The following is a 23,746-nucleotide window of genomic DNA, read 5'->3' as shown; positions in this document are numbered from 1 at the left end:
GCATAGATTTAAGCAAAATGCTTGTACTGCAGGAGGGTTCAATGAAAAAAGATTGGATATGGCTCATTGCATTATCACTTTGTATTGTATTTGTAATTCCTTGGAGCGTCGTTCGTTGGCATAAGGAAAAAATGATTATTGATGATCAAGAAATTAGAGTCTTAATGCCAGATAAGAAAATTGTAAGATTGCCCCTTGAAAAGTACTTAGTAGGAGTAGTTGCGGCAGAAATGCCTGCAGAGTTTGAGTTAGAGGCTTTAAAGGCTCAGGCAGTTGCAGCACGTACTTATGCAGCAAAGAGACTGGAGCAAAAAAATTCTGCGGATGTAGGGTATGATGTTGACACCACAGTCCAAACTCAAGCGTGGTTATCAGATGCAAAGCTGAAAGAAAATTGGGGATTATTTAATTATTGGCGTTATAGAAATAAAATAGAAAAAGCAGTCCAGGAAACCAGAGGACTCATACTAACATTCAATGGACAATATATCGAAGCTCTATATCATAGCAGTAGTGGAAGAAAGGCAACTGAACGATCAGAGGAAGTATGGAGTTCTTCAAGACCCTATTTACAAAATGTGAATTCGGGAGAGGAGAACCAACAACGATATGTTAAGAAATACGTTTATACAACACAAGAACTATGTAAAAAGCTGGGTCTAAAAGAGTTATCGAGATCTTTAAACTCGAGTGATTTTCAAATAACGGATAGAACCTCAGTGGGAAGAGCTAAGAACCTTCGTGTATTAGGTAAAATGTATCCGGCAACCGAACTGCGCTCTCTGTTGGGTTTTTCTTCAACTGACATCGAATACAGCATTCAAGCAGATCGACTGACGATAACTTCTTATGGGAATGGCCATGCCGTAGGAATGTCCCAATGGGGAGCCAATGATTTAGCAAAAAAGAGTTATAAGGCTGAAGAAATTTTAAACCATTATTTTCCCGGAACAAAGATTGGTGGAATCAAGTGATTCTTAGCTTCAGATGGAGTTTGCCTAAGAGGAATACTTACTCCATCTGAAGCTTAGAAGAACTTATCCAGGGACGTAGCAGCCGTTATCTCCCACTTATAGAAGATGGGAGTCTTACGGCTGGTAGTCATCGGATAAAAATTTAGCAGCGAATCCTGCGTATCAAAATCTTGTCTAAAAGAAGTAGCATTCGGCAAAAATAGATCTAGAGGTGAGTCGAATGAAAGGATATAAACTATCTAAAGACTGGATTTTAGTATGGGGGGTTACCTTTTTAATTAGTGGACTGATTATTGCAATTGGCTATATCAATATTGAAACCGATAATTCCACGGTAAGGCCAAACGAGATCTCTAATGAGGCAACTCAGGCTACGGTGGATACTTCTTTAAAGAATACAAGCTTAAGAGTAAGTTCAACGAGTAACCAAATTGAGCCTTCGACGGAACAGATAGTAATAGAAACAAAAGTAGATGAAGATTTTAAAGAAGAACTAAAATTAGTCTTTGGATTAGTCGAGGATAAGCTGAGATTAGAGGATTTCCCAAGTCCGGTTAATGGAGAGCCTATTAGAAATATAGGCAATTATTATTCTGAGGAGTATGGAAGCTACAGTTATCATGCAGGTATAGACTATGCGTTGGCGGAAGGAACCGTAATTCGTGCAACCCACGGCGGCAAAGTAATTAAGGCCGGACAAGATCCGATCTTAGGCCAGAAGGTGACCTTAGATTGTGGGGAAGGCTGGTTAGTTACCTATGGAGGACTAGACAACCTGCGTGTTCAGGAAGGCAAGGATATCGAGGCCCAAGGGGCATTAGGGCAAGTAGGATTGTTTTCCGGATCTGAAGGAAATGGACAACCACAGCTGCATTATGAGGTATGGCATAATGGACAGGTTCAAAGGATAGATTTTAAGGGTATAGAACGTTGATACTGCGGCCTAAAAGCTTGGCAAAAAATAACCCAATTGTAAGATGAGTGAACAATAATAAAGAACACAGTATTTACCAGCAGAGGACATCCTTTTACGGATGTCTTTTTTTGTTGAGCACGCATATAAATGTACTAAACTCGTGGACGAAGGAGGGCTATGCGTGCAAGAATATATACGAAAACGGGTGCTCGATATTGGAACCTACATATTAGAATCGAGTGCAACCGTTCGTCAAACGGCTGATGTCTTCGGAGTATCTAAAAGTACAGTTCATAAGGATGTTACGGAACGCTTGCCATTAGTGAATGAAAAGTTATCAATGGAGGTAAAGCATATTCTTGAAACCAATAAAGCAGAGCGCCACATAAGAGGCGGAGAGGCTACCAGAAAAAAATACCAAGAAAACTAGAGGTCGGTAAAAATGGTTGAAGAAGGGCGAAGTTGAGGGGAATTTGAAAAAAACTGAGATATCAAAAGGGATTAGCGATTTTATCACGAATAATTTCTTATCAAGACAATAATAGCGAATCTCCCGAGAGGGAGATTATGCTATTTGTTTATAGTATTAATGAGATGGACAAGCTATTGAGTAACGAAAGGGGTATCTCCGATAATGTTTGGAATTGATTTTGGGATAGATTTAGGAATTGATTTAGGTACTGCGAGTGTTTTGGTCTATGCTAAAGGAAAAGGAATCGTCTTGCACGAACCCTCAGTAATAGCAATTGATCGAAACTCAAATAAACGAATTGCAGTGGGTGAGGAAGCTAGACTGATGATCGGTCGTACCCCCGGAAATATCGTTGCAGTACGTCCTATGCGCGATGGTGTAATTGCAGATTATCAAACGACAGAACTTATGTTGAAGTACTTCTTAGAGAAAGCAGGCGCCAAAAGATGGCCTTTCTTTAGAACTCGAGTAGTTGTCTGTATTCCTTCAGGAGTTACCGAAGTAGAACAAAGGGCAGTTAAACAGGCAGCATACCAAGCCGGAGCAAAGCATGTCAAAGTGGTAGAAGAGCCGTATGCCGCAGCCTTAGGAGCAGGGTTAGATATTTCTGGGCCGACTGGGAGTATGGTCGTTGACATAGGTGGAGGGACAACGGATATTGCGGTTCTGTCTCTTAATGGTATTGTCGCGAAAAGAAGTCTGCGTGTGGGCGGAGATAAGTTCGATGAAGCAATAAGTCGGTACATTCGTCGCGAGCATAACCTGATGATCGGAGAACGTACAGCTGAAGAAATCAAGATTGCTGTTGGTTCAGCAGTTGTTGAGGGCAAACCTTCGGCCTTCATTGATGTTCGAGGACGAGATTTAATTACAGGGTTACCTAAAACGATTAATGTCAATTCTCAAGAGTGTTTTGTTGCACTTGAGGAATCTATTGATGCAATTGTAGCCGGAGTTAAGGAGGTTCTAGAACGTACCCCTCCTGAATTATCCTCAGATATCCTGGATAAAGGAATTATTATGACTGGTGGGGGAGCTATGATGTATGGCTTTGATACTCGTTTGGCCAGAGAAACGGGCCTGCCGGTGAGCTTAGCTGAGGATCCTATTTCTTGTGTAGCTTTAGGAACAGGTAAGGTGTTAACCGGAAAGTTCTAATACTTGAATTAAGTCCATAGGATTTAGGATACGAGGATAATTATCTGTAAAATTAAGAACTAATCCAAGATAAGCACCCACTCTCAAAGTGGGTGTTCCATATTCTACTGGGACAAAAGTTTGAGTTCTTGGAGTTATCTTTTGGTTACAAAGGAATGGTTGTTTATGCGAGTTAATGTGCTTGGGATTACCATTGATTCTTACTCTATGCAAGAGGCGGTTGCTGAAATAAGAAAAGCCATAGAAGATCAGTTAAGTCTGCGTGTGGTTACGGCTAATCCGGAAATGATCTATGAATCCAGAAAAAACCCTCGGCTGCGTGAGTTGATTAATTCCGCAGATTTAGTAACCCCTGATGGCATTGGAGTTGTTTGGGCTGCTGCACGACTAGGGACTCCAGTTCAGGAACGCGTAACTGGGATTGACTTGGTTCAATCTTTATTTCCTGTGGCAGACCAACAGAGATGGCGAATTTTTTTCTTAGGAGGGAAACCGGGTGTAGCTCTTCAGGCAGCTAGACAGGTTGCTTTGAAATATCCTGGAATAGTTTGGGGGGAATCCCATGGTTACTTTAATGAGGAAGAAGAGGTAGATCTTCTAGAGAAGATCATTACCTTTCAGCCGGATATTCTCCTTGTCGGGCTTGGGGCTCCCCGCCAAGAATATTGGAATGCAGAGCATCCTGAATTAGCAAGGGTGAGTATAGGGGTTGGTGGCAGCTTTGACGCCCTTGCTGGAATCGTTGATCGAGCACCCCAACGTATCCAAGAGTTAAAATTAGAGTGGCTTTATCGACTTTGGAAAGAACCTTGGCGTTGGAAACGTCAAACTGTTTTGCCTCGTTTTGTGATAAAAGTGCTTTGGCAAAAAATAATTACATAAACCCCCTAATAGCGAGAGCCGGCTTCGTATTAGAAATTAGGAGGAAGAAAGCATGCCAGAATGGGAAAAACAATATTCTTGGCAGCGTTTGAAGGACGACTTAACAGCTCGAGAGAGCTTTTTGGCAGAGTCTCAAACGTTTATTCGTCATGTGGCAAGCCAAGCTTGTTTTCGCTCTTTGGAATGGGGTAGAGATGACGAGCTATCTGAGGCTTTGATTGCTTTTAATGAAGCCATAGACCTGTTTGTAGAGGATAAAGGAGTACCTTTTTTGGCTTATGCCCGTGTGTTAATAAAAAGAAGATTGATTGATTATCATCGCAAACAGCGATTGCGTCAGTCAATATCTATAGATCAAGACGACCTGGGACGACGTATTGATGTCCATCTTGGTCTGGATGATTTTCGGGAGCAAGAACAAAACCTTGAAAGGGCAGAAGAAATTCGGCAATTCTCTAAAGCATTGTTGACCTTTAAACTGACTTTTCAGGACTTGGTAGAAGTATCCCCTAAACATCGAGATTCTCGAGAAACTTTACTCCGAGCTGCTCAAGAGTTGGCCTTTGATCCTGAGTTGTGGCAGCAAGTTGAACGCAAAGGGAAAATACCCATGCAAGCTTTAGGAATAAAAACACAAATCCATGCAAAGGTTTTAGAGCGAGGAAGAAAGTATATTCTTGCAGTTGCCATGCTTTTAGCAAACCAAAACGACTATGTATATCTACGGGAGTATGTTCTCCCGCGGGAAAGGGGGGCGAAAGGATGAATAAGATAAAGGCGGTTGTTTTAGAAAAGTCTGGATTTCGCTATACGGTTCTTGATAAGGATGGAGCCTTTCGCCATATTCATAGACGTCAAACCGCTGAGATAGGTGAAGAAATAGAAATTCAAGTGCCTTCAATACAGTGGTTTGGAGAGTTAAGGGCATGGGCAGGAGTAGCGGCATTATTCTTTTTAGTTTTAACAACGATCTTTGCTTGGAACTTATACCAGGCACCGACTGCCGTCGCCTTACTCTCCGTTGATATTAATCCTAGCGTACAATTTACTATCGATGACCAAGGGAACTTACTCAACATAAACTCTAAAAATGAGGATGCCGAAGGTTTACTTAAAAATATCGATTTTGAGGGAAGACCGTTGGATAGTATTTTAGAAGAGTTTGTCATTGAGGCTTATAATCAAAACTTTCTAAAGCCTGAACAGTCTTGGGTAGTTGTAGGTTATTCGCCACTCTCAACCAACCCCTCTGTAGAAGTGGAAGAGAAGTTAAACGAAGAGCGAATTATGTCCAGGCTCAGATCTGATTTTGAAGAAAAAGGGTTTACTCCACAAGTTGCTGTCTTTGCAGTAACTGCTGAAGATCGTGAGCTAGCCCAAAAGGAAAATCTTACACTAGGAGAATATGCCCTTTGGCAGAACGCTATAAAGGCGGGAGTTGTTACACCTGCTGAGAAATTAAGGGATACAAGAGAACGAGTTAATTTGCTGGAAAATCCCAAAGTTCAGGTACAAGTAAATGAGAGTAAGAAGGATCAGCAATCAGCATCATCAATTAAGGGTAGTATGCCTGACAAGAGCAATAAAGAAGATGCAAAGAATAATCAACCAAAGAACAATACCGAAAACCTGAATAATAACTTAAATGATAAGACTGAAGAGAATAAGAAGAATCAAGCTGGCGGAGATATAATTAATCAAGGCAGAGGTATTAATGATAAAGGTAAAGAAAAAGAGTTAGAGAAAGATATTGGGGAACATGGGACAAAGAATAATTATGATAAGAGTAAAGAAAAAGAAGACTCATCATTATCTTCCAATGTAAAAAGAAACTATCAAAGTATCAATAAAAAAGCGGACCAACAAGAAAAGGGTAATTTAGATAGTAATGGTAATAGGTGATTGCACCTAAAAGGTTGAGCTCATAAGCTCAACCTTTTAGGTATTTATTAGATCTCATTGTGTTTTGTGATCCCGACAATGCTGTTCTTTCGATTATGGCATACCTGAAAAGTTAAGCCATAGTGGACGTGTTTGCTTGGTTTAAGACACTAATGTATACTTGTTCGGTTTCTTTGATCATACTATCTATGGAAAACATGGGCCAGCGGTTCTGACCTGCTTGAACTAGGGATTGGGCTAAAGCTTGACTTTCGAAAATTGTTAAGCATTTGCTTGTTAAATCTGTTACATTCCCAGCGGAAAAGAGCAGTCCTTCTTTGCCGTTGCGGATGACTTCGGGGATCCCCCCGACGGCACTCGCTACAATTGGGATCCCAGCTTGCATTGCTTCCAGCAGAACCAGCCCCATGCCCTCACTGATAGAGGGGAGGACAAATAAATCCATAGCCGGAAGAGCTTGATATGCTGTCGGCAGATAGCCGGTAAAGGTGTGGGGAATAGTATGTCGCTGAAGCTCTGAAGCCAGATCTCCTCTTAAAGGTCCGTCTCCAATAATTAATAGGTGCAAGTTTGGAAATTTCAAAAGTAGTTGAGTAGCTGCCTGAATTAGATAAATTTGTCCTTTTGTCGGATGAAGACGACCGATTGTTCCGAGAACAAGAGCATCCTTAGGGATCCCCCATTTCTTACGAAAGTTAAGACGATCTGATTCTGGCTTATTGAAGGAAATAGATGAATAACCATTATAAATAGTTTTTAGATTTCGTCCGCCCCGTAATTTAACTTCTCTTCCTAGATAGTCGGAAACAGTAATGATTGCTGATGTTAGAGGCAGAGTTAAGCGATCAAGGCCAAGAGCTATCCGTGCAGACCAGGGAGAGAGATAGTCGTGAGCTAGGGAGCTGTGAATGGTGGTCAGGCAGGGAAGACTTAACCATTTAGCACTAAGGCGTCCCAGAAGATTAGCCCGAGAACCATGGGTATGAATTAGGTCGATAGATTGCCTATTTATCCAATTGATTAAGGAAGGCAAAGGGGTAAGATCAATTGGGAAGCGCATTGGGAAAGTAGATACGGGGATATGATTTTCTTTGACAATGTCTGAAAAAGGGCCATTAGTAAGGCAGATAAGGTGAGGATCAAAACGAGTTCGATCTAAGTTTTGGAGTACGGACAATACATGCTTCTCCGCTCCGCCTACTTCTCCGCCACCAATAATATGTAGAATCTTGGACTTTTTTTTCATACCCTTGCGTCTTCCCTTCAGGCCTAAACTTGGTTATACTGTTTGCATGCAGTAAAATTCTTGTAGGATTACCTTAATCATATGACATCATGGGAGATAACTGCAAGTCAACCTTGATGTTTAACGTTCGAAAAGTAGGAGGAATTTCAGTGTTAGAAAGCCAAGAAATCCAGAAGATTATTCCACATCGTTACCCCTTTCTTCTGGTTGATCGGATCATTGAATTAGAAGAAGGAAAAAAGGCTGTAGGAATTAAGAATGTCACCATAAATGACTCCTTCTTTCAGGGGCATTTTCCCGGGCATCCTATTATGCCCGGAGTTTTGATCATAGAAGCACTCGCACAAGTTGGAACTGTAGCTATTCTCAAAAAGCCGGAGTATGAAGGTTACTTAGGCTTATTCGCCGGGTTAGATGATGTTAAGTTTAAGAGACAAGTCATACCAGGAGATCAACTGCGTTTGGTGGTTGAGCTTATCAAGTTGAGGAAGACATATGGGGTTGCTAAGGGCGTTGCCTATGTAGGAGATGAATTGGCGGCAGAAGGAACTCTTAAATTCTTCCTCGAGAAGAAGACTTCGAATCAGTGATTGGTGCATCTTTACAACAAGACATCAGAGCTAGGAGCAACACAGTAAGCTTCCTAGCTCTTTTTTTAGGACTAAGTTTAATTGCCCATGGCCTTTATTATCCTCAAGAATGGCTTTTATTGGGATTAATCCTTTCCCTACATAACCTATTTAAAAGATTAAATAGAAAAGGTAAGTACATAGCTCAGCGGTACCTGAGCCCAAACCGGACGGATGCTATCCTTTTAGGACTAGTTCTCCTTTCATTATTGGGGTTGCTGCATCCTGTCAAATTTTTAGAGGGCATATTTGAAGGGTTGCATTGGGCAGTCCTCTGGCTCTGCTATCGGCTGGGAATGAGGATTGCTTTAGATGATACCGCTAAAAAGCATCTTTTAAACTATATTGAATGGCTTGCAGTTGGTGTTGCCTTCATTGGTTGGCTGCCCTGGGTAAGTAAAGTAGGGGGGCGCCTGAGCTCAGTCTTTGGTTACCCTAACGCTACTGCAGCATTTTTGGGGGCGGTCCTCTTAATGTCTCAGCACAAGAAACCAGTTGTTTTATTTTTATTTATATCCTTATTGGGGACGGGTTCACGAGCTGGGGTAGGATTGTTCTTATTAGTTTTCGGATTACAGCAGATTTTGATAAGGCTCAAGACTTTAAGCAGAAATGGTTTAATCCATAACTTTAAGAAACTGGGAATAGTTCATAGATACTTTAAAGAATTATGGATTGTGGTACTGGGGATTGCCGGAATTTTCTTTGTTCCTCTCTATTATAAATCAGCCTGGGAAAACTTAATCGCCTGGGGTTTTACTTCTTCGAGCTGGCAAGAAAGGATTGTCTATTTTAAAGATGGAATTTTATTAGCCTGGAATACTGGGGGTCTTCCACAAGCCGGGGGATGGTGGGCTTTTCCAACAGTTCAGCATTTTCCCTATTGGACAGCAGATCCACATTCCAGTTTCATTCATGTACTGTTGAACCAAGGAGTCCTGGGAATTATCGGCATAGGGGTTTGGGGGATGTTTTCCCTGGTTTCGCTTTGTAAGACTTGGGTTAAAAGTAATTTCAACACCCTTTCAGAGATAGTGCTAGAAAGGTTAATAGTAAAATTCAAGATTGTTACGGCCTTGATTTTTTTAGTTATGCACAGTTTGTTAGATGCGGATTTTTCGTTTGGCGCTTTAGGTGTTTTATTTTGGTTGCTAGTCGGAACCCTCCATAACTCAAAAAATAGTGTTAGAGCTCAGCTTCTAACCCAGAAAAAATCCGTTGTCTATCTAAAAACCATAGGAATAGTTAGCTTAAGAATAACCCTCTGTCTGGTTTTTGGCGGCATCCTTTTAGATCCTAAGTTAGCAGAGAGAAACCAAATATGGAACTTGCAAGCTGTGGAGTGTAAAAAGTCGGATCCTAATACAAGTATAGAATTATGGACCACCAGTTTAAAATGGGATCAAACTCAAGTTAAGATCCGTCAAGAGTTGGCCGAGCATTTACTCAAACAAGGGGATCTGGATTCTGGGTTAGATACCATAAATAGCGTAATTTCATGGCAACCATTTGAGATTATGGCCTATGAATGGGCTCAGTCTGTTGCTTGGGCGGCGGCCGAACTTAATCGAGAGGCGCAACCAGAAATGTCCATAACCCTTTATCGTTGGGTGGAGAGCGTACCCCTTACTATTGAGAGAAGAGCAGCTAGACTTAGCGAGTTAGATCGTAAGCTATGGCCAGGGCACAAGGATTTTTTGCCAACGGAACATATAAAGATGCTGGCAGATAACGCCCGACAAAGACAACTCACACAACTCCTGCCAAAACATAAGTTGTAAGCAGGGGGGAGAATAAAATGACATTAATGATAGGAGTAATACTTTTACTGGCAGTATTTTTGTGGATATTCAGTGCTCGTTATGAGTGGGTTATGCCGGAGAAATTACAGATGTCAATAAGTACATGGCTGGAACGGCTAGGTAATAAAAATCAATCGGTATCCTTGATGATGGAGATGGATTTTTTTAACACAGAGATTGAGAATCGCCTATGGCTTCTTAAGGGAGTGTTGCCCATGCTCCAGAAGCGCTTTCAAATTCCGATATTTTTAGAGGTGAAGATTTGCTCGGATTGGTCAATGAAGCAAAATCGACAGTACATAAAATTCTTGCAAAATAGGTTTTCGGACATTTTGATTATTAGGTATCCATTAGAATAACAGGTTTAAATGAATGGCTGAAATGACGCATATTAATATTTGCGGGTGAGAGGGATTATATGCTCTTTTTTCTGACCATAGAAGACAAGTATATACTGAGATTTAGGCCCTTTGAAGAAAGTGCTAATTTTGATTCGAGAGTAGTTTGCTATCTCAGTGCCCCTCTCCCGTTAGCAATAATTCAATGGGCTGCTGAACAATTGACTAGGGGACAAGCAAGGGATTTTTGCGGCGAGAATCTGGAGGTCATGAAAAAACGTATCTCTAAAGTCTTAAATGAGTATAGCTCTGGTTTAGATTTGAAATGGAAAGTGCCGGAAAGATATTCCTCGGCTGAAGACTCCATGACGCTTGGAAAGGAGGTTGGAAACGGTAACGAAACTTGGCATGCAATCAATCAACTGGTCAGCGGCAAGCAACTTTCGGTTAGGGATTTACGAGCCTTGGCCAAAGATTTTAGCCTGAAAGATCGGGAAATCATAGATCTTGTGCATAATAATGTACTCCAGGGAACAGCGCAATGGGTTCCCTCTGTGAAGAGAAATTCAAAGGGATGGCAATGTCAGCGGTGTGGAGAAAAAGATGTAGAAGAGTGGCCCAGCTTTTATGGCTTAGCCGCAACCTGTGGAAGTTGTGGGAGTATTGGGCCGAGCACATCTTTGGATGTGCTTTATAGAGATCAGCGTTTGCTTTTGAATACCTCGGCTAAAGTACGATTTCAGCCTCGTTGGAGTCTGACAGAGGCACAAAACATAGCTAGTGAACAGGTAGCAGAATTCATTGGAGGAACCTCTGATAAAGCACTTTTATGGGCAGCCTGTGGAGCGGGTAAAACAGAGGTTTGTTTCCCATCAGCTGCTGGAGCCTTAGAACAGGGGAAATCCGTCCTTTTCGCTGCACCACGACAAGATGTCATATACGATATAGCGCCAAGATTCCAAAGAGACTTTCCTGATTATCCAGTTCAAGTATTGTCAGGTAACACTTCAAATAGATTCCAGGTAGGAAATATGGTATTAGCAACAACCCATCAGGTACTAAGATTTTGGCAATGCTTTGATATTATTTTTCTTGATGAAATGGATGCCTTTCCCTATCGAGGAAATAGAGCATTAGACTGGGGGTTAAACCATGCCCTGCGCCCAGGTGGTAAATTTCTATATCTGACGGCAACCCCCTCAACTGAAGCCCTGGAATCTGTTCGGAAAGGTGAAATGTTGCTTATTCGGCTACCGGCTAGGCATCATAGAAAGCCTCTGCCTGTTCCGATTTGGGCAAAGTACAGTGGTTCTTTTGAACGTAATGAGTGTACAAGTTTTCTAATAGAAAGGCTCGAATTATTAAGGAGAAGCGGCCCATTGCTTATTTTTGTGCCCAAAATTTCCTGGGTAGCTCCCTGGATTAAGAGTTTGAAAAAACAGTTTCCATATTGGAGTGTTGAAGGAAGCTACAGCTCGGATTCTGAGCGTGGCCCAAAACTTAAAAATTTGAAGAATGGCCAATATGATATTTTTGTAAGTACAACCATCTTAGAAAGAGGAATTACCCTGCCCGGGATCCAAGTGGTAGTTTTCGGGGCAGACCATCCAGTCTTTGATGAGCGAGCATTGGTTCAGATGGCGGGAAGGGTAGGGAGATCTGCAGAATATCCAGACGGAGAAGCGGTTTTTGTATCAAAGAACATGACACCGGCTATAAAGACTGCGGTGAGCTGGATTAAGGAACAGAATAAATTAGCCTTAAAATTGAGGTTGATCCAACTTTGATATTTCTTTTGGCTTACTGTACTTTACACCAGTGTATCAAACCGAAGAAAGAAGGCAGAAGGATTGAAGAGCATATTCGAAGAACTGGCTAAAGCCACGCGAACTCTATGGTATGAAGCTGAACAGATTTGTGTCTTCTGCGGAGATAAGCATGGCCCTATTTGCCCAAGTTGCAGGGCAGACCTCCTTCATCCTGAATTGGGACGTTGTAGAGGGTGTGGAAAGCTGGTTTTAACTGAGAAGACTTATTGCTCTGATTGTGTGTCCGGCAGAGGCCCCAAACAATTAGATCAAATTACTGCTTGGGGGCATTATTCGGGAGGGTTGAAGGATTTTATTCACACAGTTAAATACAATACTCATCCTCGACTTATTAGCAAGATTGCCCGCCCTTTTTCAGAATGGGCCATTAGACAACTTCCAGCAGTGGATGGTTTAGTTGCAGTACCAATGCATAAGGCACGATTAACTGAACGAGGTTACAATCAGGCGGAGGTAATAGCTTCTGCCTTGCATTGGGAATTAGGTTTACCGATTCTTAGGGGTGTTGAACGAATTGAACAAAGATCTTCTCAAGTATTGCTTTCTCGTCAGGAACGACTGCGCAATTTAGAAGGTACTTTTGTGGTGAGTAACCCCGGGTACCTAAAAGGCCGAAGTGTTTGGTTGATCGATGATGTAACCACTACAGGAGCAACATTTGAAGCTGTTGCAGAAGTTTTAAGGACAAGCGGAGTGGAAGCTGTCTATGGCTTGTGTTTGGCCGCAGGCCTTGAAAAGGGCTAGAAAAAAGACTTGTGCCTTTGTATGATAAGAGTTATAATTGTAAATGGATGGGCACCGCCTATTACATTTTTTTACGTAAGGGGAATATCTTTCATGGCCTTTGAAGACAAAGATCTAGTGTGTAAAGACTGCGGAGTGACTTTTATTTTCACAGTTGGGGAGCAAGAATTCTATGCTGAGAAAGGTTTCGAAAATGAACCTCAGCGTTGCCGTGAATGCCGCAACATTCGCAAACAAAACCGTAATTCCCAAGAAGGAAGATCACGTGAAATGTTTACGGTTGTTTGTGGGGACTGCGGAGTTGAGACACAAGTACCTTTCCAACCTACATCTGATCGTCCAGTATACTGCCGTGAGTGCTATCAGCATCATCGTCCAGCTCGCGATCAATATTAATCTTAGGCATTAATATTTCATACTTAGAATTGACAAGCATTGGTCGGCTATGAGTCGGCCAGTGCTTTTTATTATATTTTTGCTCAGGTTGCATAGATGAAAATAATTGGAAAATAAATATATAAGCTTGACCTGCCAAATTTAGCTATAGCATTCGTTCAATCACAATACTTCTTCATGAGTTAGATTAAATAAGTATAATTATAAGAGACCGTAAATTTAATTTGAGTATTAACAGGGTTATGCACACCGATTTTCCCGCCAAATAGGCAAAATACAATACTTATCCACATTATCCACAGGAGCCTGTGTGTAACTTAAGGGGATAAAGTGACTGGATAAATAATCGGATCTTAGATAAAGACGAAAAAAGGGTTGTATAATTATTCGCAAATAAGTATAATCGAAAGAAAGAAGGACGAGCTGATGCATAACAATAAAGCTTTTCGAAAAAGCTTTCAGGAGAGTATGCTAGGTCATCCAAAAGAGGGGGAATATAAATGTTTAAGTCAAAATTTCGTTTTATTTTAACGGGACTACTTAGTTTAAGTCTTTTGACACTCACTGGTTGCGGAAGTACCGGCACACCTGCTCCATCGTCTAATCCTGCTCCCGAAGAAAAGGTTTTAAGAGTTGGATCCGATATCGCCTATGCACCCTTTGAGTTTATGGATGAAAGCCAAAAAGCTACGGGATTTGATATTGAGCTTATCCAGGCTCTCGGCGCAGATATGGGTTATACAAAAGTTAATATTGAGACAGCTGCATTTGATGGCTTAATTCCGGCTTTACAAGCAGGAAAGTATGATTGTGTTATTTCTGCTATGACAATTACCGAGGAACGAGCAAAAAGTGTCCAATTCAGTAACAAATACTTTTTAAGTGGCCAATACATCGCTATGAAAAAGGGTGCTAATTTCAAATCCTTGAATGACCTAAAAGGAAAGAAAATTGGAGTTCAACTCAATACTACAGGACAATATGCCGTTGAAGAAAAAGGTATGGAAACTAACAAATATGACACTACCCCGGACGCTATGAATGCCTTAATCAGCGGTGGTGTTGATGCAGTTGTGGCTGATTCTCCGGTTGTACTTTGGTTCCAAGCTCAAAACCCTAATGCCCAAATTCAATCTATAAACGCAGACTCAGGAGAAGAGTATTATGGTATAGCTATGAAGCTTGACAATAAGGAATTAGCGGATAAAATGAATGCTTCATTGAAAAAACTCATGGATAGCGGTAAATACAATGAGATTTACAAGAAGTGGTTCAAAGAGGATGCTCCCAAATTTTAAGGATCAATTTTAACTGGTTTGTTTAATTAAAGGAAGGCACTTGAATATATAGTGCCTTCCTTTAGTTTTCTTGGAGTTAGTTTATGAGTAACATGGTTGGTTCAAATATTATTAAGGCTGTCATCCTAAAGCAAATTCGTTACTAACAAGGGATAAATTACTTCTTGATTATTGTTCTTATGATGGGTATAATCAATTTTTGTTCATCCAAACGCAGGGTTCGCTTCTGAATTGCAGTTATACTTTTTTCTTCAATCTAAAAATTAATTTTTTTAATAATTAGTAAGGGACTTCTGAGGCAGAGGAGCATCCCTAACAACACAAAAGCCTTTTCTGATAGATATTACTAAAATGTTTCTACTTGTAAAAAATTGCAGTAAAATATATAATTTTAGCGATGTTATATGAAGTGGCAAAAAGGTGTCTCAAATGAAGCTATTCACTTCATTTATGATAGTTGCAAAAATAGATTAATCGATAGGAGGATAATATGGGAATGAACTGGCATGTGGTTGTTGATAATATGCCTATTCTTGCTAAAGGGGCACTGCTAACTTTAGAGCTTACGGCAGGTGCGGTTGCTATTGGGGTTGTCATTGGTTTATTTATGGCTTTGGCACGGCTATCCAAACGAAAGGTGGTTCGTGCGGGGGCAATTGCTTATATAGATTTCTTTCGAGGAACTCCTTTATTGGTTCAAATATTCTTGGTTTATTTTGGAATCCCAATGCTCCTTAAATGGCAGACGATGCCTGATAACTATCAGTACACCGCGGGTATATTGGCGATGGGACTTAACTCAGGGGCCTATATTGCAGAAATTTTTAGAGCAGGTATTCAGTCTATTGACCGGGGCCAAACTGAGGCAGCCAGGTCTTTAGGGATGACACAAGCTCAGGCATTGCGTTATGTTATTCTTCCCCAAGCTTTTAAACGAACAATTCCTCCTTTGGGCAATGAGTTTATTGCTTTGCTTAAAGATTCTTCACTATTATCCATAATAGCGATTCAAGAGCTTTTTTATACGGGAAAGATTATCGTTGGACGAACTTATCAACCCCTTCCAATGTATTTAGCGGTAGCCTTGTATTATCTGGTAATGACTCAGTTAATTGCTCAATGGGTTGCCTATATGGAGAGGAGGTTGGGTAAGAATGATCTTGGTTAAGGATTTGCACAAATATTTTGGGATGCTAGAAGTTCTTAAAGGGATTAATTGCCATATCAAAGAAAAGGAAGTTGTCGTCGTCATTGGCCCCAGTGGCTCTGGCAAGAGTACGTTCTTACGTTGCTTAAACAAATTAGAAGAGCCCACCAGAGGGGAAATAACCGTAGATGGAATTCCACTGAACTCCGATGTCAATGTGAATGCAATTCGGCGGGAGGTTGGCATGGTTTTTCAACGCTTTAACCTCTTTCCCCATATGACTGCCCTTGAAAATATTGTTCTGGCGCCTGAAGTCGTACGCAAAACCAATAAAGCGGAAGCCCGAAAGTATGGAATGGAACTTTTAGCTAAAGTGGGCTTGTATGATAAAGCCAACGAATATCCGGATCGTCTTTCTGGCGGACAGCAGCAACGGGTGGCTATTGCTCGAGCACTAGCCATGAAACCTAAGATTATGCTTTTCGATGAGGCTACCTCTGCTCTTGACCCGGAAATGGTGGGAGAGGTCTTATCCGTTATGAAGGATCTAGCTCGGGAAGGAATGACTATGGTCGTTGTAACACATGAGATGGGATTTGCCCGTGAAGTAGGAGATAGAGTGATTTTTATGGATGAAGGGATTATCATGGAAGAGGGAAAGCCGAACGAGGTGTTTGAGAATCCAAAAAATCCAAGAACACAGGCCTTTTTAAGTAAAATATTATAAGCTTTTTGTACACGCGTTTTTGGCGCTCTCTTTCTTGGGGAAGGGGAGCGTTTTTTATATGCCCGGCTTTTGGGAGGAGCGGTTTCTGCACACGTCTGCTCGTTACGCCGCTGACGAGCTGGACGGTTCGCGAGCGCACCAAACCTCAGGGCGCGATGAATGTGAACCAGTGGCGCGCTACGAGGGCGCGAACCGTCAGCGCTCGTCAGTACCGCGGCTTCACTAAAGCATCCGCTTAGCAGAAACCGCTCCTCTGGGGTGGCCGTTGGGGGTCAATAAGTCATTACTAACAAGCTCCTTGGGCTTGGGCCTTTGGCATAAGAGAGACTGTAGTAGCTTTGTAGAAAGGCGCTTCTGGGCTGAGTTACGTTGGTATGGTTAGACGTTGAGTCGTGTTGTGGTGACGGTTCTTTTGACACTCTTTGAAGTGTATTAAAAGGAGCTTTACTGCAGGTTTAAAGTTAGGTAATGTTGGGTATCCTCTTTGTAATAGTCGAGCAGAGGCGGTTAGCTTCTGAACTTTGACAATTCAAGGAGGGTTTTTTTAAGTGTTAGGTAAAGTTAAATGGTTTAGTAAACAAAAGGGTTACGGATTTATTGAGCAAGAAAATGGGCAAGATATTTTTGTGCATTTTCAATCTGTCGTTGGTGATGGATTTCGTACCCTTGAAGAGGGACAAAATGTGGAGTTCGATGTTATGCAAGGGCCGCGTGGAGAACAAGCATCTAATGTAACAGTCCGCTAATCCATAAAGAGGATATTTGTTTAAGAGAGAATCGTTGATGGCAATCGGCGATTCTCTCTTTGGGGAATTCGTAGAAAAAAATCAAGTTAGAAACAATATATTAATATTAAGCAGGATTTTTTATGTAAATCGGGAATATTACTTATATACCAGCATAGAAGGGGGTTGAATTAATGAACATTAATATTCGTGGAAAACATATCGAACTTACAGACGCCCTTAAAGAGTACGTAATGAAACGTGTGGGTAAATTGGCCAAATACTCGGATGAGTTTATGGACGTTCAAGTAACCCTACTTGTGGAGCGCGACCGTCATCGGGTGGAAGTTACAGCTCTGCTCAATGGCATAATTTTACGAGGCGAAGAAGAGACTGAAGACATGTATTCGTCTATTGACATGGTCGTTGAGAAGTTAGAACGTCAAATTGATAAATATCGGACTCGCATTAATAGGCGGATGCGCACAAAAGTATTGAAGGATCATGATCCTAAGCAGTCGACAGCCGCGGAAGAACCGCGTGAAGAGATTGTTCGTCATAAGAAGTTTTCAGCAAAGCCAATGTCTGTAGAAGAAGCTATTATGCAAATGAATCTGGTAGGGCATTCATTCTTTGTGTTTACAAATTCGGAAAGCCAAGAAATGAATGTTGTCTACCTGCGTAACAATGGAGATTATGGATTGCTGCAACCTCAGACATAATAAGAGAAGCCGGGTAATCGGATATTGTACCCGGAGAGATCTGTCGCTTTTGATATTCAAGCGAGAGGCCCGCTTAGGCGGGCCTCTCTATGTGCTTATACGAGGCAAAGATCGGTCTTATACGGTTTTTCAAAAATACATAGGAAAAATATCCCATGGCTAATTCGGCATGCTTGGTTGCAGACGTATGCCAAGGATGTTAGAATTAATGAATATATAAAATTGAGAAAGGTGGACATAATGGGGCTTTTAGATTTTTTTGATGATAATGCACGCGAAATACGAAAGTATCAAAAACGTGTTGCAGTGATTAATAGCTTTGAACCAGCAATCCAAGCATTGAGCGATGATGAATTGACTGGTAAGACTGCAGAATTTCGAGGCCGTTTGGAACGAGGAGAAAGTCTCAACAGCTTATTGCCAGAGGCCTTTGCGGTTGTACGAGAGGCTGGCCGAAGAGTTCTTAATCAGCGCCACTATGATGTTCAGTTAATTGGGGGAATGGTTCTCAATGACGGCCGGATTGCTGAGATGCGTACAGGGGAAGGAAAAACCCTCGTAGCTACTTTGCCGGCCTATTTGAATGCCTTGACCGGAAAAGGGGTTCACGTTATTACTGTCAATGACTACTTAGCTCGTCGTGACAGTGAAATGATGGGTCAGATTTATAAGTTTTTAGGTTTATCCGTGGGACTCATAGTCCATGGCCTGAACTATGAGCAACGCCGGGACAGTTACGCCGCAGATATTACCTACGGAACCAACAATGAATTTGGCTTTGACTATCTTAGAGATAATATGGTGACAAGGCCCGAAGCCTTAGTCCAGCGTCATCTACATTATGCCATTGTGGATGAAGTGGATTCGATTCTTATAGATGAGGCCCGCACCCCTCTGATTATTTCCGGTGAAGCAGACAAGCCTACTGAGCTATATTTCAGGGTAGCCATGATTATTCCACGCTTAAAGAACGAGGATGACTATAAAATCATTGAAAAAGAACGGGTTGTAACTCTCACAGAAAAAGGCGTCAGCAGAGTTGAAAGTATGTTAGGCGTTGACAATCTGTATGAAGACATTCATACAGAGTTGGCTCATCATGTCAACCAGGCTTTGAAAGCACATATGCTGTTTAAACGAGATCGTGATTACGTCGTCAAAGATGGAGAAGTTATTATTGTCGATGAGTTTACCGGACGCTTAATGTTTGGGCGCCGCTATAGTGAAGGACTGCATCAAGCTATAGAGGCTAAAGAGGGCGTAAAGATTGAAAAGGAATCTCAGACGTTAGCCACCATCACTTTCCAGAATTACTTTAGAATGTATGAAAAACTATCTGGTATGACAGGAACTGCAATGACAGAAGAACCGGAATTCCGCAAGATATATAAACTGGACGTTGTAGAAATCCCTACAAACAGGCCTTTGCTGCGTAAAGACGATTCTGATGTCATTTATCGAACGGAGGAAGGGAAGTTCTTAGCGGTTGTTGAGGATATCATTGAACGCCATGCTAAGGGACAACCACTGTTGGTAGGAACTGTATCTGTTGAAAAATCTGAACATTTAAGTACAATGCTGGGCAGACGTGGGGTGCCTCACCAGGTTCTTAACGCTAAATTCCATGAAAAAGAAGCTGAAATCGTTGCTCAGGCCGGGCAGGCAGGAATGGTAACTATCGCTACTAACATGGCTGGTCGCGGAACAGATATTATTCTTGGTGATGGAGTGAGTGACTTAGGTGGTTTGCATATAATCGGGACAGAGCGCCACGAGTCCAGACGGATCGACAACCAATTGAGAGGACGTGCGGGACGTCAAGGTGACCCCGGCTCAACCCAGTTCTTCATTTCATTAGAAGATGACTTAATGCGGCTGTTTGGTGCAGATAATATCATGGGAATCATGGATAAACTAGGGATGGATGACTCCGTACCTATTACATCCAAAATGATCTCACGCTCCATTGAAACAGCTCAACGTCGAGTTGAGAATCGAAACTTTGAAATTCGGAAACATGTATTGGATTATGATGATGTCATGAATCAGCAGCGGGAGGTCATTTATGCCCAGCGGCGTGCTGTACTCATGGGAGAAAATCTGCATGACAATATTATGGATATGATAGAGAAGGCGGCTTCTAATACTATCACTATGTTTAGCGGTGAAAGTACATTTCCCGAAGAGTGGGATTTAACCAGCTTAGTTGAATATGCAGAAGGTTTCTTTCTGCCGGGAATTCACTTATCTCCTGAGGAGTTAGCTGATCTTTCCGCGGAAGAAATTGAAGAGATGCTGGAAGACAAAGCAAAAGCTCTTTACAAGAGCAGGGAAGAGTTATTTGGATCCGATTTAATGCGAGAAGTTGAGCGAGCAGTGATGCTGCAAGTGGTTGATAGTAAATGGATGGATCATCTTGACGCTATGGATATGCTGAGAGAGGGAATTGGACTGCGTGCCTATGGACAGAAAAACCCCCTCGTTGAATATAGACGTGAAGGTTATGAGATGTTCCAAGCGATGATTGAATCCATACAAGATGATATTATCCGCTATATTATGAGAGTGAGTCCACAGGTTCGAGAAGAAGTAGCTGAACAGCCTCGTAATGTTACAGAAAACCGCTATGAAGGCGAACCAAGTAAACCTGTTCACAATGAAGAACAGATTGGGCGCAATGACCTTTGTAACTGTGGAAGTGGGCTGAAATATAAGAAGTGTTGCGGAGCCAAGAAAAAGAAGTAAAACAGACCATAGCTTGGAAGGCTAATGGATTTTGGAAAGGGTGAATAGGGTGCTTTCTGATTGGAAAAAGGATCTGGAAACATTATCAATGTCTTTGGCAGATTTGAGGGTTTCTCTTTGACGTTGATCAACGTTGTGACAAGATTAGTGCTCTAGAAACAGAATTCCACCGACCGGATTTATGGGATGATCCGGTAAATGCTCAGAAAATCATGCAGGAACTGTCCTTACATCAGAATAAGGTTAAACTGTATGAAGGCCTTGAGCAAGAACTCGAGGAAACGACTACTCTATGGCAACTGGCTACAGAGGAAGACGATATAAGTTTGGAGTCAGAGATTGAGCAAGGGATAAAAACTCTTCTCCAAAAGTTTGAAGCTTTGGAACTGGAGTTATTGCTTTCCGGGCAATACGATCGGAACAATGCCATTTTAACACTTCATGCCGGAGCGGGGGGAACGGAAGCTCAAGATTGGGTGCAAATGCTTTACCGTATGTATGTACGTTGGGCAGAGCGTCATGGGTTCAAGGTGGAAACCCTAGACCTTTTAATTGGTGAAGAAGCTGGGATTAAAAGCGCAACCCTGTCTTTCAGCGGGGAAAATGCTTATGGGTATTCTAAATCTGAAAAGGGCGTACATCGTTTAGTCAGGATTTCGCCCTTTGACGCCTCTGGTCGCCGCCATACCTCTTTTGCCTCTGTGGATGTAATTCCTGAAGTTGCTGAGGATAATGAGGAGATAGCTATTGACGCTGAAGATCTAAGGGTAGATACCTATCGATCAGGCGGGGCAGGCGGACAGCACGTTAATAAGACGGATTCTGCTATTAGAATTACCCACTTGCCAAGTGGGATTGTAGTTCAGTGCCAGAGTGAACGCTCCCAGACTCAGAATAAGGCTGCGGCCATGCGGGTCTTACAGGCAAAGTTGCTGGAGCTTAAGCGGAAAGAGCAGGAAGCTGAGATTTCAGAAATCCGAGGTGAGCAACAAGAAATTGCTTGGGGAAGCCAGATACGATCCTATGTCTTCCATCCCTATAGTTTAGTCAAAGACCATCGTACTAATGTGGAAACAGGAAATGTTTCGGCTGTAATGGACGGTGAAATTGACGAATTTATTGCTGCCTTTCTTCAGAAGACTAAAACTGTACAGTAAAAGATTAATAACAAGTAAGATTAAAGATCTGTTAAAGGAGGGAATTGTGTATGACCGCACTTGAACTAAAGCGAGTCGCGAATGTTATTCGTCAAGATATAATATCCATGCTTGCTGCTGCTAAATCGGGTCATCCGGGTGGCAGCTTATCTGCTGCCGATATTGTAGCCACATTATTCTTTAACGAAATGCGGCTTAATCCAAATGATCCCCACTGGGAGGATCGAGATCGTTTTGTCCTTTCCAAAGGACATGCAGCTCCGGTACTTTATTCAGCCCTAGCGGAAAAGGGGTATTTTCCCAAGGAGGAATTGCAGGGACTTCGCCAAACGGGACATATGCTGCAAGGACATCCAGACATGAAGAAGACTCCTGGGGTAGATATGTCCACAGGTTCTTTGGGGCAAGGGCTATCCGCTGCTAATGGAATGGCCTTAGCAGGTAAATTAGATGGAAAAGACTATCGCGTGTATACAGTATTAGGCGATGGCGAAATGGCTGAAGGACAAATCTGGGAAGCAGCTATGGCTGCCGCACACTACAAGCTGGATAACCTAACAGCTATTTTGGACTATAATGGTCTGCAAATCGACGGCAAGACGGACAGTGTTATGTGTTCGGCTCCCCTGGCCCAGAAGTGGCAGGCATTTTGTTGGCATGTAATTGAAGTCGACGGGCACGATATTGATGCTTTGCTCGCCGGATTTGCTGAGGCCAAGCAAGTTAAAGGCAGACCAACAATGATTATTGCCAAGACTGTGAAGGGCAAAGGGGTTTCTTTCATGGAAGATCAAGCTGGCTGGCATGGCAACGCACCTTCCCTTGAACAAGCTGAGCAGGCTCTTAAAGAACTTCGAGAGGAGGCGAAAAACCTTGGCTAGTAAGGTAGCGACACGTGAAGCCTATGGTAAAGCACTATTGGTCTTAGGAGCGGAAAATCCTAAGGTTGTTGTTTTAGATGCAGACTTATCGAAATCGACCAAGACTGCTGACTTTGGCAAAAAATATCCGGAACGTTTCTTCAACATGGGAATTGCCGAAGCAAATTTACTCGGAACGGCAGCGGGATTAGCGGCAGCAGGCAAAATTCCCTTTGCCAGCACCTTTGCAATTTTTGCTGTTGGACGAGCATTTGAGCAAATCCGTAACTCCATTGCTTACCCTAAACTTAATGTAAAGATTGCTGCAACACATTCAGGTATAACAGTAGGTGAAGACGGCGGGTCTCATCAGGCCATTGAAGATGTGGCAATTATGCGCGCTGTTCCCAACATGGTTGTTTTGGTGCCTGCAGACGGAGAGGAAACACGCCAAGTTATTCTGGCAGCTGCCAAGTATTATGGCCCTGTTTACATTCGTATGGGGCGTTTAGATGTACCATTACTTTTTGGTGAAGATTATCAGTTTGAGATTGGTAAAGCAAATGTCTTACGAGAAGGTACAGATGCAGCAATTATGGCTAATGGTGTTATGGTTTCTATGGCGTTGGAGGCTGCCGATGAACTAGCTGCCCAAGGGATCAGCGTGAGTGTTGTTAACGTAGCTTCTGTGAAGCCCTTAGATGAAGAAACAATCCTTAGGGTTGCTAAAACTACCAAAGCCGTTGTCACGGCAGAGGAACATAACATTATCGGCGGACTGGGAAGTGCTGTCGCAGAGGTTCTTGCTGAAAAAGAGCCAACCCCTATGGTGCGTGTAGGTCTCAAAGACACCTTTGGAGAATCAGGGAAACCTACTGAACTTCTTGAAAAGTATGGATTAACCAAGGATGCCTTAATTAAAGCAGTTCAGGAAGTGCTACTTAAAAAACAGAAGTAATTAACACAGAGACTTTGGCGTTTAAAAAGCTATTAAATAAGATATGATCGAGACTAACATTCTTTTCAGAGTGTTGGTCTCTTTTTGTATTCCGAAAATCTAAGACCTGACAAAACATA

Annotated in this window: 23 protein-coding genes; 22 read left to right on the top strand and 1 reads right to left on the bottom strand. The window is 42.1% G+C overall.

Features of this window, described 5'->3' with window-relative positions; all coding sequences use genetic code 11:
- Positions 1–41: 41 nt before the first annotated feature.
- From spoIID to DESMER_RS21895, 7 genes are all read left to right on the top strand, one after another.
- Complete coding sequence (spoIID, locus tag DESMER_RS21925; protein ID WP_014905261.1) at positions 42–974, top strand: stage II sporulation protein D; 933 nt, start codon at positions 42–44, stop codon at positions 972–974.
- Positions 975–1,194: 220 nt separating this feature from the next.
- On the top strand, positions 1,195–1,908 hold the full coding sequence (locus DESMER_RS21920; RefSeq protein ID WP_014905260.1) for a M23 family metallopeptidase: 714 nt from the start codon (positions 1,195–1,197) through the stop codon (positions 1,906–1,908).
- A gap of 163 nt (positions 1,909–2,071) precedes the next feature.
- Positions 2,072–2,320, top strand: coding sequence for a sporulation transcriptional regulator SpoIIID (spoIIID, locus tag DESMER_RS21915; protein WP_009619498.1), 249 nt, complete (start codon positions 2,072–2,074; stop codon positions 2,318–2,320).
- Positions 2,321–2,524: 204 nt separating this feature from the next.
- Positions 2,525–3,520, top strand: coding sequence for a rod shape-determining protein MreB (gene mreB / locus DESMER_RS21910; protein ID WP_014905259.1), 996 nt, complete (start codon positions 2,525–2,527; stop codon positions 3,518–3,520).
- A 165-nt stretch (positions 3,521–3,685) separates the two neighbouring features.
- Positions 3,686–4,402 carry a WecB/TagA/CpsF family glycosyltransferase gene (locus DESMER_RS21905; RefSeq protein WP_014905258.1) on the top strand — a complete coding sequence of 239 codons (717 nt, stop codon included), beginning with the start codon at positions 3,686–3,688 and terminating at the stop codon, positions 4,400–4,402.
- Positions 4,403–4,454: 52 nt separating this feature from the next.
- Positions 4,455–5,168, top strand: coding sequence for an RNA polymerase sigma-I factor (gene sigI, locus DESMER_RS21900; RefSeq protein ID WP_014905257.1), 714 nt, complete (start codon positions 4,455–4,457; stop codon positions 5,166–5,168).
- Positions 5,165–6,304 carry an anti-sigma factor domain-containing protein gene (locus DESMER_RS21895; RefSeq protein WP_014905256.1) on the top strand — a complete coding sequence of 380 codons (1,140 nt, stop codon included), beginning with the start codon at positions 5,165–5,167 and terminating at the stop codon, positions 6,302–6,304. The genes sigI and DESMER_RS21895 overlap by 4 nt, the downstream gene beginning before the upstream one ends.
- A 112-nt stretch (positions 6,305–6,416) precedes the next feature.
- On the opposite strand, the gene DESMER_RS21890 is transcribed toward DESMER_RS21895, so the two are convergent.
- On the bottom strand, positions 6,417–7,550 hold the full coding sequence (locus DESMER_RS21890) for a glycosyltransferase (protein ID WP_014905255.1): 1,134 nt from the start codon (positions 7,548–7,550) through the stop codon (positions 6,417–6,419).
- Between the two features lie 149 nt (positions 7,551–7,699).
- Here DESMER_RS21890 and fabZ point away from each other — a divergent pair, with 149 nt between their 5' ends.
- The 15 genes from fabZ (at position 7,700) to DESMER_RS21815 (ending at position 23,627) form a co-directional block, all read left to right on the top strand.
- A complete protein-coding gene (gene fabZ / locus DESMER_RS21885) occupies positions 7,700–8,140 on the top strand; it encodes a 3-hydroxyacyl-ACP dehydratase FabZ (RefSeq protein WP_014905254.1) in 441 nt (146 codons plus the stop codon).
- Complete coding sequence (locus DESMER_RS21880; RefSeq protein ID WP_014905253.1) at positions 8,137–9,960, top strand: O-antigen ligase family protein; 1,824 nt, start codon at positions 8,137–8,139, stop codon at positions 9,958–9,960. The genes fabZ and DESMER_RS21880 overlap by 4 nt, the downstream gene beginning before the upstream one ends.
- Before the next feature lie 17 nt (positions 9,961–9,977).
- Complete coding sequence (locus DESMER_RS21875; RefSeq protein ID WP_014905252.1) at positions 9,978–10,340, top strand: hypothetical protein; 363 nt, start codon at positions 9,978–9,980, stop codon at positions 10,338–10,340.
- A 59-nt stretch (positions 10,341–10,399) separates the two neighbouring features.
- Positions 10,400–12,106 (top strand): helicase-related protein, encoded by a 1,707-nt coding sequence (locus DESMER_RS21870; RefSeq protein ID WP_014905251.1) that lies wholly within the window; start codon positions 10,400–10,402, stop codon positions 12,104–12,106.
- A gap of 63 nt (positions 12,107–12,169) precedes the next feature.
- Positions 12,170–12,892, top strand: a complete 723-nt coding sequence (locus tag DESMER_RS21865) for a ComF family protein (protein ID WP_014905250.1) — start codon at positions 12,170–12,172, stop codon at positions 12,890–12,892.
- A 93-nt stretch (positions 12,893–12,985) separates the two neighbouring features.
- Positions 12,986–13,288: a zinc-ribbon domain containing protein gene (locus DESMER_RS21860; protein ID WP_014905249.1), complete on the top strand. Its 303-nt coding sequence runs from the start codon at positions 12,986–12,988 to the stop codon at positions 13,286–13,288.
- Between the two features lie 500 nt (positions 13,289–13,788).
- Entirely contained in the window at positions 13,789–14,586 is a 798-nt protein-coding gene (locus DESMER_RS21855; protein ID WP_014905248.1) for a basic amino acid ABC transporter substrate-binding protein, read from the top strand.
- A 490-nt stretch (positions 14,587–15,076) separates the two neighbouring features.
- Positions 15,077–15,754 carry an amino acid ABC transporter permease gene (locus DESMER_RS21850; RefSeq protein ID WP_014905247.1) on the top strand — a complete coding sequence of 226 codons (678 nt, stop codon included), beginning with the start codon at positions 15,077–15,079 and terminating at the stop codon, positions 15,752–15,754.
- Positions 15,741–16,460 carry an amino acid ABC transporter ATP-binding protein gene (locus DESMER_RS21845; RefSeq protein ID WP_014905246.1) on the top strand — a complete coding sequence of 240 codons (720 nt, stop codon included), beginning with the start codon at positions 15,741–15,743 and terminating at the stop codon, positions 16,458–16,460. Before DESMER_RS21850 ends, DESMER_RS21845 begins: the two co-directional genes overlap by 14 nt.
- A gap of 548 nt (positions 16,461–17,008) precedes the next feature.
- Positions 17,009–17,206 carry a cold-shock protein gene (locus tag DESMER_RS21840; protein WP_014905244.1) on the top strand — a complete coding sequence of 66 codons (198 nt, stop codon included), beginning with the start codon at positions 17,009–17,011 and terminating at the stop codon, positions 17,204–17,206.
- A 173-nt stretch (positions 17,207–17,379) separates the two neighbouring features.
- Positions 17,380–17,907, top strand: coding sequence for a ribosome hibernation-promoting factor, HPF/YfiA family (hpf, locus tag DESMER_RS21835; protein ID WP_014905243.1), 528 nt, complete (start codon positions 17,380–17,382; stop codon positions 17,905–17,907).
- Between the two features lie 240 nt (positions 17,908–18,147).
- Positions 18,148–20,652, top strand: coding sequence for a preprotein translocase subunit SecA (gene secA / locus DESMER_RS21830; protein WP_014905242.1), 2,505 nt, complete (start codon positions 18,148–18,150; stop codon positions 20,650–20,652).
- Between the two features lie 49 nt (positions 20,653–20,701).
- Positions 20,702–21,809, top strand: a protein-coding gene (prfB, locus tag DESMER_RS21825) for a peptide chain release factor 2 (RefSeq protein ID WP_193787719.1) whose coding sequence is annotated in 2 segments (ribosomal slippage) — positions 20,702–20,770 and positions 20,772–21,809 — 1,107 coding nt in all. Because the reading frame shifts where the segments join, the coding sequence is not laid out codon by codon here.
- Positions 21,810–21,859: 50 nt separating this feature from the next.
- Positions 21,860–22,690 carry a transketolase gene (locus DESMER_RS21820; RefSeq protein ID WP_014905241.1) on the top strand — a complete coding sequence of 277 codons (831 nt, stop codon included), beginning with the start codon at positions 21,860–21,862 and terminating at the stop codon, positions 22,688–22,690.
- A complete protein-coding gene (locus tag DESMER_RS21815) occupies positions 22,683–23,627 on the top strand; it encodes a transketolase family protein (RefSeq protein WP_014905240.1) in 945 nt (314 codons plus the stop codon). The genes DESMER_RS21820 and DESMER_RS21815 overlap by 8 nt, the downstream gene beginning before the upstream one ends.
- The last annotated feature ends 119 nt before the right edge of the window (positions 23,628–23,746 follow it).

The organism is Desulfosporosinus meridiei DSM 13257 (assembly GCF_000231385.2).
GTDB lineage: Bacteria > Bacillota > Desulfitobacteriia > Desulfitobacteriales > Desulfitobacteriaceae > Desulfosporosinus > Desulfosporosinus meridiei.
The sequence above is the reverse complement of the archived record's forward strand: the minus strand, read 5'-3'. Positions and strand labels throughout refer to the sequence as shown.

Bases quoted from the DNA above. Each gene is read 5' to 3' on its own strand.
- spoIID (WP_014905261.1), top strand. From the start codon at position 42: ATGAAAAAAGATTGGATATGGCTCATTGCATTATCACTTTGTATTGTA.
- DESMER_RS21920 (WP_014905260.1), top strand. From the start codon at position 1,195: ATGAAAGGATATAAACTATCTAAAGACTGGATTTTAGTATGGGGGGTT.
- mreB (WP_014905259.1), top strand. From the start codon at position 2,525: ATGTTTGGAATTGATTTTGGGATAGATTTAGGAATTGATTTAGGTACT.
- DESMER_RS21905 (WP_014905258.1), top strand. From the start codon at position 3,686: ATGCGAGTTAATGTGCTTGGGATTACCATTGATTCTTACTCTATGCAA.
- sigI (WP_014905257.1), top strand. From the start codon at position 4,455: ATGCCAGAATGGGAAAAACAATATTCTTGGCAGCGTTTGAAGGACGAC.
- DESMER_RS21895 (WP_014905256.1), top strand. From the start codon at position 5,165: ATGAATAAGATAAAGGCGGTTGTTTTAGAAAAGTCTGGATTTCGCTAT.
- DESMER_RS21890 (WP_014905255.1), bottom strand. From the start codon at position 7,550: ATGAAAAAAAAGTCCAAGATTCTACATATTATTGGTGGCGGAGAAGTA.
- DESMER_RS21875 (WP_014905252.1), top strand. From the start codon at position 9,978: ATGACATTAATGATAGGAGTAATACTTTTACTGGCAGTATTTTTGTGG.
- DESMER_RS21870 (WP_014905251.1), top strand. From the start codon at position 10,400: ATGCTCTTTTTTCTGACCATAGAAGACAAGTATATACTGAGATTTAGG.
- DESMER_RS21860 (WP_014905249.1), top strand. From the start codon at position 12,986: ATGGCCTTTGAAGACAAAGATCTAGTGTGTAAAGACTGCGGAGTGACT.
- DESMER_RS21855 (WP_014905248.1), top strand. From the start codon at position 13,789: ATGTTTAAGTCAAAATTTCGTTTTATTTTAACGGGACTACTTAGTTTA.
- DESMER_RS21850 (WP_014905247.1), top strand. From the start codon at position 15,077: ATGGGAATGAACTGGCATGTGGTTGTTGATAATATGCCTATTCTTGCT.
- DESMER_RS21845 (WP_014905246.1), top strand. From the start codon at position 15,741: ATGATCTTGGTTAAGGATTTGCACAAATATTTTGGGATGCTAGAAGTT.
- hpf (WP_014905243.1), top strand. From the start codon at position 17,380: ATGAACATTAATATTCGTGGAAAACATATCGAACTTACAGACGCCCTT.
- secA (WP_014905242.1), top strand. From the start codon at position 18,148: ATGGGGCTTTTAGATTTTTTTGATGATAATGCACGCGAAATACGAAAG.
- DESMER_RS21820 (WP_014905241.1), top strand. From the start codon at position 21,860: ATGACCGCACTTGAACTAAAGCGAGTCGCGAATGTTATTCGTCAAGAT.